The sequence below is a fragment of the Thermodesulfobacteriota bacterium genome, from assembly GCA_040756475.1.
In the GTDB taxonomy this organism is placed as follows: Bacteria; Desulfobacterota; Deferrisomatia; order Deferrisomatales; family JACRMM01; genus JBFLZB01.
Window position 1 is genome coordinate 1 of record JBFLZB010000230.1, and the last position, 6,707, is coordinate 6,707.

Here is a 6,707-nt window from a genome sequence, read left to right on the forward strand (position 1 = left end):
ACCGCGCCGGGGGTAGCGCTTCCCGGGTCAGGCGACCTCATAGGGGCGACGCATGCGTCGCCCCTACCGCACCGCCACGGGGCGGTCCGGCGCCGGGCCCGCGTCTGCGATAGGTCTGACGGTACGGGCGGAGCTGGAGGGTGTCAAGGGAAGCGCGGATGCCGTGTCGCGCGGCGTCCCCGGGACATCCGTCGTTTCCCAGTCCTCCGTGCATTCTGCGTCCCCCCCATCCCCTCCTACCGGCACCGCGGACCCCCGGATGGGATCGCGGACGACCCCAAGGCGAGCTCCCCGAGCTGCGCCAGCACCGCCTCGATCTCGTCTGCCGTGGTAAACCGGCCCAGGCTCCACCGTACGGCTCCGGCGCCCGCCTCGGGGCCCACCCCCATGGCTTCCAGGGTGGCGGAAAGTTGAATCTTCCCGGAGTGACAGGCCGAGCCGGTGGAGGCCGCGACCCCGGGGATCGACGCGAGCACGTCCGCGCCCGTGCGGCCCAGGAAGGAGACGTGCAGCGTGTTGGGGAGGCAGTGCTCGGGGTGGCCGTTGCGGACGACGCGATCGCCGAAGCGCTCCTGGAGCCCCTCCCAGAGGCGGTCCCGCAGCGCCCTCGTGCGGGCCATCCCGGGATCCCGTCCGGCGACCTCGCACGCCGCTCCGAGGCCCGCGGCCAGGAGCACGCTCTCGGTGCCGGCGCGCCGGCCCCCCTCGTGACCGGCCCCGTGGATCAGGGGAACGAAGGGGGTGCCCTCCCGCAGGTACAGGGCCCCAACCCCCTTGGGCGCGTAAAGCTTGTGGCCCGCAACGCTGAGCAGATCCACGCCGAGATCGTCCACCCCCACGGGGACCTTGCCCACCGACTGGGCCGCATCGGTGTGCAACAGGACCCCCGCCTCCCGGCACACCTGGGCGATCTCGGCCAGGGGCTGGAGGGTTCCGGTCTCGTTGTTGGCGTGCATCACGCTCACGAGCACGGTGCGCGGGGTGAGCGCCCGGCGCACGTCGGCGGGGTCGACCCGCCCGAACCGGTCCACCCCGACCCGGGTGACCTCCGCCCCCAGCCCCTCCATCCATCGGCAGGGCTCCAGCACCGCCGGGTGCTCGATGCGGGTCGTCACGATGTGGTTTCCCCGCTCCCGCCGGGCGAACCACACGCCCTTGAGGGCGGCGTTATTGGCCTCGCTGCCCCCGCTCGTAAAGACCACCTCGGCAGGCGTGCACCCCAGGAGGCCGGCCACCTGGCCCCGGGCCGACTCCAGCGCCCGCCGGGCGGGAATCCCGGCCCAATGGGCGCTCGAAGGGTTCCCGAAGCCCTCGGCGAGCCAGGGCGCCATGGCCTGGGCCACCTCCGGAGCAAGCGGTGTCGAGGCGTTGTAGTCGAGGTAGATGCGCGTCGGTTCCACTTCGCTCTCCTCTCAGGTGCCGGCCGCTGTTCGGACCCGCCACGTCCTTCCCCCGAGGGACGTTGGGATGCCCAATCCGCGGCATCCTCGGAACTTGCCCACCAGGGTCGCCGACTGCGCGCTCCTGTGCAAGGGGGCTCCGTCCCCGGCGAGGGCCGTCCCCTCGCCTGGCTCTTTACCCGGGCCCACGCCTCCGCTACCCTCCGGTCCATGTCCCCCTGGAAGACCCTCGACCACACGGCGGACCTGGAGATCGAAGCCGCGGGCGAGACTGCCGCGCAGGCGCTGGAGGAGCTATGCGCCGGGCTCCTGGCCCAGGTGACAGAGCCCGAGGCCGTGGAGCCCCGGGAGGCGGTGGCACTGGAAGCCGAGGGGTTCGACGCGGCCGAGACCCTGGTCTCGGCCCTGGGGGAGCTCCTCTACTGGCTCAACGTGAGGGGCTGGGTCTTTCGCCGCTGCGAGGCCCTGGAGGTCACTCCAGCGCGCATCCGCCTGCGAGCGTGGGGTGAGCCCCGGGACCCGGCCCGCCACCCCTTCGAGCTCGAGGTCAAGGCCCCCACCTATCACGAGCTCTTCTCAGGCCCTGCCCCGGGGGGCGATGGCTGGCGCATCCGGGTGCTCTTCGACGTGTGATGCGCGGCAAGGGCTCCCGGACCCCGCTCGCCACCCACGCGGCGGATCGCGGCCCCACGCCCTCCTTGTCATTTCCGCCCCTCCTGAGGCAGACTCCGCGTCTCTTCGGGGGATCGACCCGCCTGCACAGGGAGTCCGCCCATGTCCCACCCTTCGGACCTCGCCGCCGTCAATACCCTTCGCTTCCTGGCCGTGGACGCGGTCGAGAAGGCCAAGTCGGGCCACCCGGGCATGCCCATGGGGGCGGCCGCCCTAGCCCACGCCCTGTGGACCCGCTTCCTCCGGTTCGATCCGGGGGCGCCGGCCTGGGCCGACCGGGACCGGTTCGTCCTCTCCGCCGGCCACGGGTCCATGCTCCTCTACGGGCTGCTGCACCTGGCGGGGTTTCCCCTGGGCCTGGACGAGCTCCGGCGCTTTCGCCAGTGGGACTCGCTCACACCCGGCCACCCCGAGTCCTTCGTCACCCCCGGCGTGGAGACCACCACCGGGCCTCTGGGCCAGGGGGTGGGGGTCGCCGTGGGGATGGCGCTCGCCGAGCGTCACCTGGCCGCCCGCTTCAACCGGCCGGGCTTTCCCCTGGTGGACCACTGGACCTACGTCATCGCGAGCGACGGGGACCTGATGGAGGGCGTCGCCTCCGAGGCCGCGAGCCTGGCGGGCCACCTGGGGCTCGGCAAGCTCGTGGTGCTCTACGACGACAACCGCATCACCATCGAGGGCGGCACCGCGCTGGCCTTCTCCGAGAACGTGGAGGCGCGTTTCGGCGCCTACGGCTGGCAGACGCTCTCCGTGGGGGACGGAAACGACCTGGAGGCGCTGGCAGCCGCCCTCGAAGCCGCCCGCTCCGACCCCGCCCGGCCCACCCTGATCCGGGTGCGCACCCACATCGGGTTCGGGAGCCCCGGAAAGCAGGACACCGCCGACGCCCACGGCGCCCCCCTGGGGCCCGACGAGGCCCGCCGGGCCAAGGAGAACCTGGGCTGGCCCCTGGAGCCGGCATTCCACGTGCCCGAGGCGGCACGGGAGCCCTACCTCCGGGCGGCCGAGGGCGGGCGCCGGGCCCGGGAGGCCTGGGACGCGCTCCTCCTGGCTTACCGCAGGGCCCACCCCGAGCTCGCCGCCGAGTGGGAGCGCCGCATGGCGGGCCGGCTGCCGGAGGGCTGGGAGAAGGCGCTCCCCGCCTTTCCCGCCGACCCCAAGGGCGCGGCGACCCGGGTCTCGGGGGGGAAGGTCATGAACGCCCTGGCCAAGGTGCTCCCGGAACTGGTGGGGGGCTCGGCGGACCTGGCGCCGAGCACCAAGACCCTGCTCTCGGGCGAGGGCGACTTCACCCGCGAAAACCCCGCGGGCCGAAACCTGCGCTTCGGCATCCGGGAGCACGGCATGGCGGCCGTCATGAACGGCATGGCGAACCACGGGGGCATTCGCCCCTACGGCTCCACCTTCTTCGTCTTTGCCGACTACCTGCGTCCGAGCCTGCGGCTCGCCGCCCTCTCCGGGCTCCCGGTGGTCCACGTGTTCACCCACGACAGCCTCTTCGTGGGGGAGGACGGTCCCACCCATCAGCCCGTGGAGCACCTGCCCAGCCTGCGGGCCATGCCCGGCCTCACCGTCATCCGGCCCGCCGACGCCAACGAGGCCGCCGAGGCGTGGCGGGCGGCGATCGAGAACGCCGCCGGCCCCACGGCCCTGGTGCTCACCCGCCAGGATCTGCCCACCCTGGACCGCACGGCGTTCGCCCCGGCCTCGGGCCTTCGGCGGGGAGGCTACGTGCTCCGGGAGGCTGCCGGGGGCGCGGCCGCCGCGCGCCTTCTCCTCATCGCCTCGGGATCCGAGGTCGCCCTGGCCCTGGACGCCGCCGCCGACCTGGAAGAACGGGGCACCCCGACCCGCGTGGTGAGCCTGCCCTGCTGGGAGCTCTTCGAGGCCCAACCCCGGCAGTACCGGGACGAGGTCCTGCCCCCCGTGGTGACGGCCCGGGTCGCCGTGGAGGCCGCGAGCCCCTTCGGGTGGGAGCGCTACGTGGGCCCCAGGGGCCGGGTGGTGGGCATGCCCCGCTTCGGCGCCAGCGCCCCTGCCGAGGTGCTGGGGGAGAAGTTCGGCTTCACCCGGGAGAACGTGGTGCGGGTGGCGCTGGAGGTCCTGGAGGACCGAAGGGCGTAGCGCCCGGGTCGAGCTTCCGCGCGACCGCCCCCGGGTGCGCACGAGGCACGCGGGCAGACCATCCCAATCGAAATCGATATCGACCCCGACCCCCGACCCCGACCCCGACCCCGACCCCGACCCCGATACCGATACCGATACCGATACCGATACCGATTTCGATCGGGCAAGGGGATCGGGGCCGCCACGCCTCGGCGGTGCAAGGCGGGGGCTCGCCAGGGGTTGTGGGTGATCGGGAATGGGGCGATAGGCGGTGGGATCAGGGAATGAACCGGCGCACGGAGAGCTCGGCGACGGGTCGGTAGTGTTTGGCGTTTCCCGTGGCGAGCGGCATCCCGTGCTCCACCGCCGTGGCAGCCAGCAGGGCATCGGCCGGGCGCAGGGAATGGCTCAGAAAGTGCTGCTCGACATAGCCCATGGCGCAACCAGCGGAGCCCGCCATTTCCTGCGTTCCACGACTCCCGGCACCCCCTTCGCTCCGGCTCTTGCCCCCTGCCCCCTGCCCCATGCCCTGGACGCCTGCCCGGAACCGCGGTAAGAGGGGCGGCAGGAGGACGCCCCATGCCCACGTCGCCCCTCGTCACGAGCTGCACCCTGGACTGCCCCGACCGGTGCTCGATCCTGGCCGAGCCGGTCCCCGGGGGCATCCGCCTGCAGGGCAATCCGGACCACCCCTACACCCTCGGGTTCACCTGCGCCAAGATCCGCCGCTACCCGGCCCGGCTGACGAGCCCCCACCGGATCCGGGAGCCCTGGGTACGCTCGGGGGACCACTTCCGCCCGGCGTCCTGGGAGGAAGCCCTGGACATCGCCTGCGGCGCCCTGGACCGGGCCCGCTGCGAGGACCCCGCCTCGGTGCTCCACGTGCGCGGGTACGGCTCCATGGGGGTGAGCAAGCTCTTCGTGGAGCGGGTCTTCGCCCTGCTGGGGGCCCGGACTACCCGGGGGTCGCTCTGCGAAGGAGCGGGCAACGAGGCCCTGGTGCGGGACGCCGGGCGCCAGGCCATGAACGACCCCCGCCAGATCGAGGGGGCAAAGGCGGTGGTCCTGTGGGGCAAGCGCCCGCGCTCCAGCTCCGTACACGCAGCCGCCCTGGTGGCCTCGGCCCGGCGCCGGGGCGCGCCGGTGCTGGCCGTGGACCCGGACCCGGCGGGGGTCGGAGATGAGGCCGACGCGGTCATCCGAATCGCCCCGGGCACCGACCGCTTCCTGGCGCTGGCCTGCACGCGGCTCCTTCTGGAGACACCGGGGCACCGCGCCCCCTGGGAGCAGGCGGCCAACGCCGAGGCCTTCCAGGCCCTCCTGGCCCGCCACCCCCTCGAAGATCTCCTCACCCGCTGCGGCGTGGGCCGCGATGAGGCCCAGCGCCTGGCGGACCTCTACGCCGGGACGCCCCGGGTCGCCACGCTCCTGGGGTGGGGGCCCCAGCGTCACCCCATGGGGGGCGAGAACGTCCGCGCCGTACACGCGCTGGCCTTCGCGGCGGGCACCCTGGGGGTGCCCGGCGGGGGGCTCTACTACGGGGTGCCCTCGGGTCGCCGCCTGCGCACCCCTGCGGCCCCGGAGCCCCGCCCGGAGCCCCTCCTCATCCCCGTCCTCGCGGAAGAGCTGCGCCGGGCGCGGCCCCCGATCCGGGTTGCCTGGTTCACCTGCTCGAACCTCCTCAACCAGGGGCCCGATGCCAAGGCCCTGCGGGCTGCCTTCGAGACGGTGGAGACCCGGGTGGCCGTGGACGGCTTCTGGACCGAGACGGCCCGGCAAGCCACCGTGGTGCTTCCCGCGGCCCTGTGGCTCGAGGAGGAAGACCTGGCGGCTTCTTACTGGCACGGGGGCCTGGGGGCCGCCCGGGCGGTGGTGGCGCCCCCGGAGGGGTGCCGCACGGACTTCGAGATCGCCGCCGAGGTCGCGGCCTGCCTGGGCGTGCGACTTCCCTGGCCAACCCTGGACGCGTGGCTCGCTGCGTGCCTCCCGGAGGGGGCGCCTCCCCTGGAGGACCTGCGGCGCCGGGGGTGGTGGGTCGTCCCCGCGCCGCCCGTGGCCTGGGCCGACGGCTTCGGCCACCCCGACGGCACGTTCCGCCTCATCGAGGCCGTCACACCCGAGCCCGCCCCAGACCCGGTGCACCCCCTGCACCTCCTCACCCTGATCCGGTCCGAAGCGCTCCACTCCCAGCTCCTCCCCGAGGAGCAGAAGGGCCCCCTGCCGGTTCGGCTCCACCCGGAGACCGCGGCCCGGTTCGGCCTCGGGGCCGGGAGCCCCGTGCGGGTGGTGAGCGCCGTCGGGGAGCTCGAAGGCGAGGCGCATCTGGACCCCCTCCTCCACCCGGATGCCGTGGCCTGCCCCCGGGGAGGCTGGCTCGGCCTGGGGCAGGGGGTGAACGAGGCCACGGTCGCCGCCCTCTCCGACCTGGGGGACACCGCGGCCTACTACGGCACCCGCGTGCGGGTGGAGCCCGGCACGCACCGCGCCGCGGCGGCCTGAGGGACGATTCCCGGGAAGCGTCCCACCCTG

Annotated in this window: 5 protein-coding genes; 3 read left to right on the top strand and 2 right to left on the bottom strand. The window is 74.0% G+C overall.

Going from position 1 to position 6,707, the window contains the following annotated elements; genetic code table 11:
• Positions 1-236: 236 nt before the first annotated feature.
• Complete coding sequence (locus AB1578_21085) at positions 237-1,400, bottom strand: cysteine desulfurase family protein (protein ID MEW6490391.1); 1,164 nt, start codon at positions 1,398-1,400, stop codon at positions 237-239.
• A 210-nt stretch (positions 1,401-1,610) separates the two neighbouring features.
• On the opposite strand from AB1578_21085, the gene AB1578_21090 reads away from it, so the two are divergent.
• Positions 1,611-2,033: an archease gene (locus AB1578_21090; GenBank protein MEW6490392.1), complete on the top strand. Its 423-nt coding sequence runs from the start codon at positions 1,611-1,613 to the stop codon at positions 2,031-2,033.
• 141 nt (positions 2,034-2,174) lie between these two features.
• Entirely contained in the window at positions 2,175-4,196 is a 2,022-nt protein-coding gene (gene tkt / locus AB1578_21095; GenBank protein ID MEW6490393.1) for a transketolase, read from the top strand.
• Between the two features lie 259 nt (positions 4,197-4,455).
• Here tkt and AB1578_21100 read toward each other — a convergent pair whose 3' ends face one another.
• Positions 4,456-4,638: a PIN domain-containing protein gene (locus AB1578_21100; protein ID MEW6490394.1), complete on the bottom strand. Its 183-nt coding sequence runs from the start codon at positions 4,636-4,638 to the stop codon at positions 4,456-4,458.
• Positions 4,639-4,757: 119 nt separating this feature from the next.
• On the opposite strand from AB1578_21100, the gene AB1578_21105 reads away from it, so the two are divergent.
• Entirely contained in the window at positions 4,758-6,677 is a 1,920-nt protein-coding gene (locus tag AB1578_21105; GenBank protein ID MEW6490395.1) for a molybdopterin-dependent oxidoreductase, read from the top strand.
• Positions 6,678-6,707 lie beyond the last annotated feature (30 nt).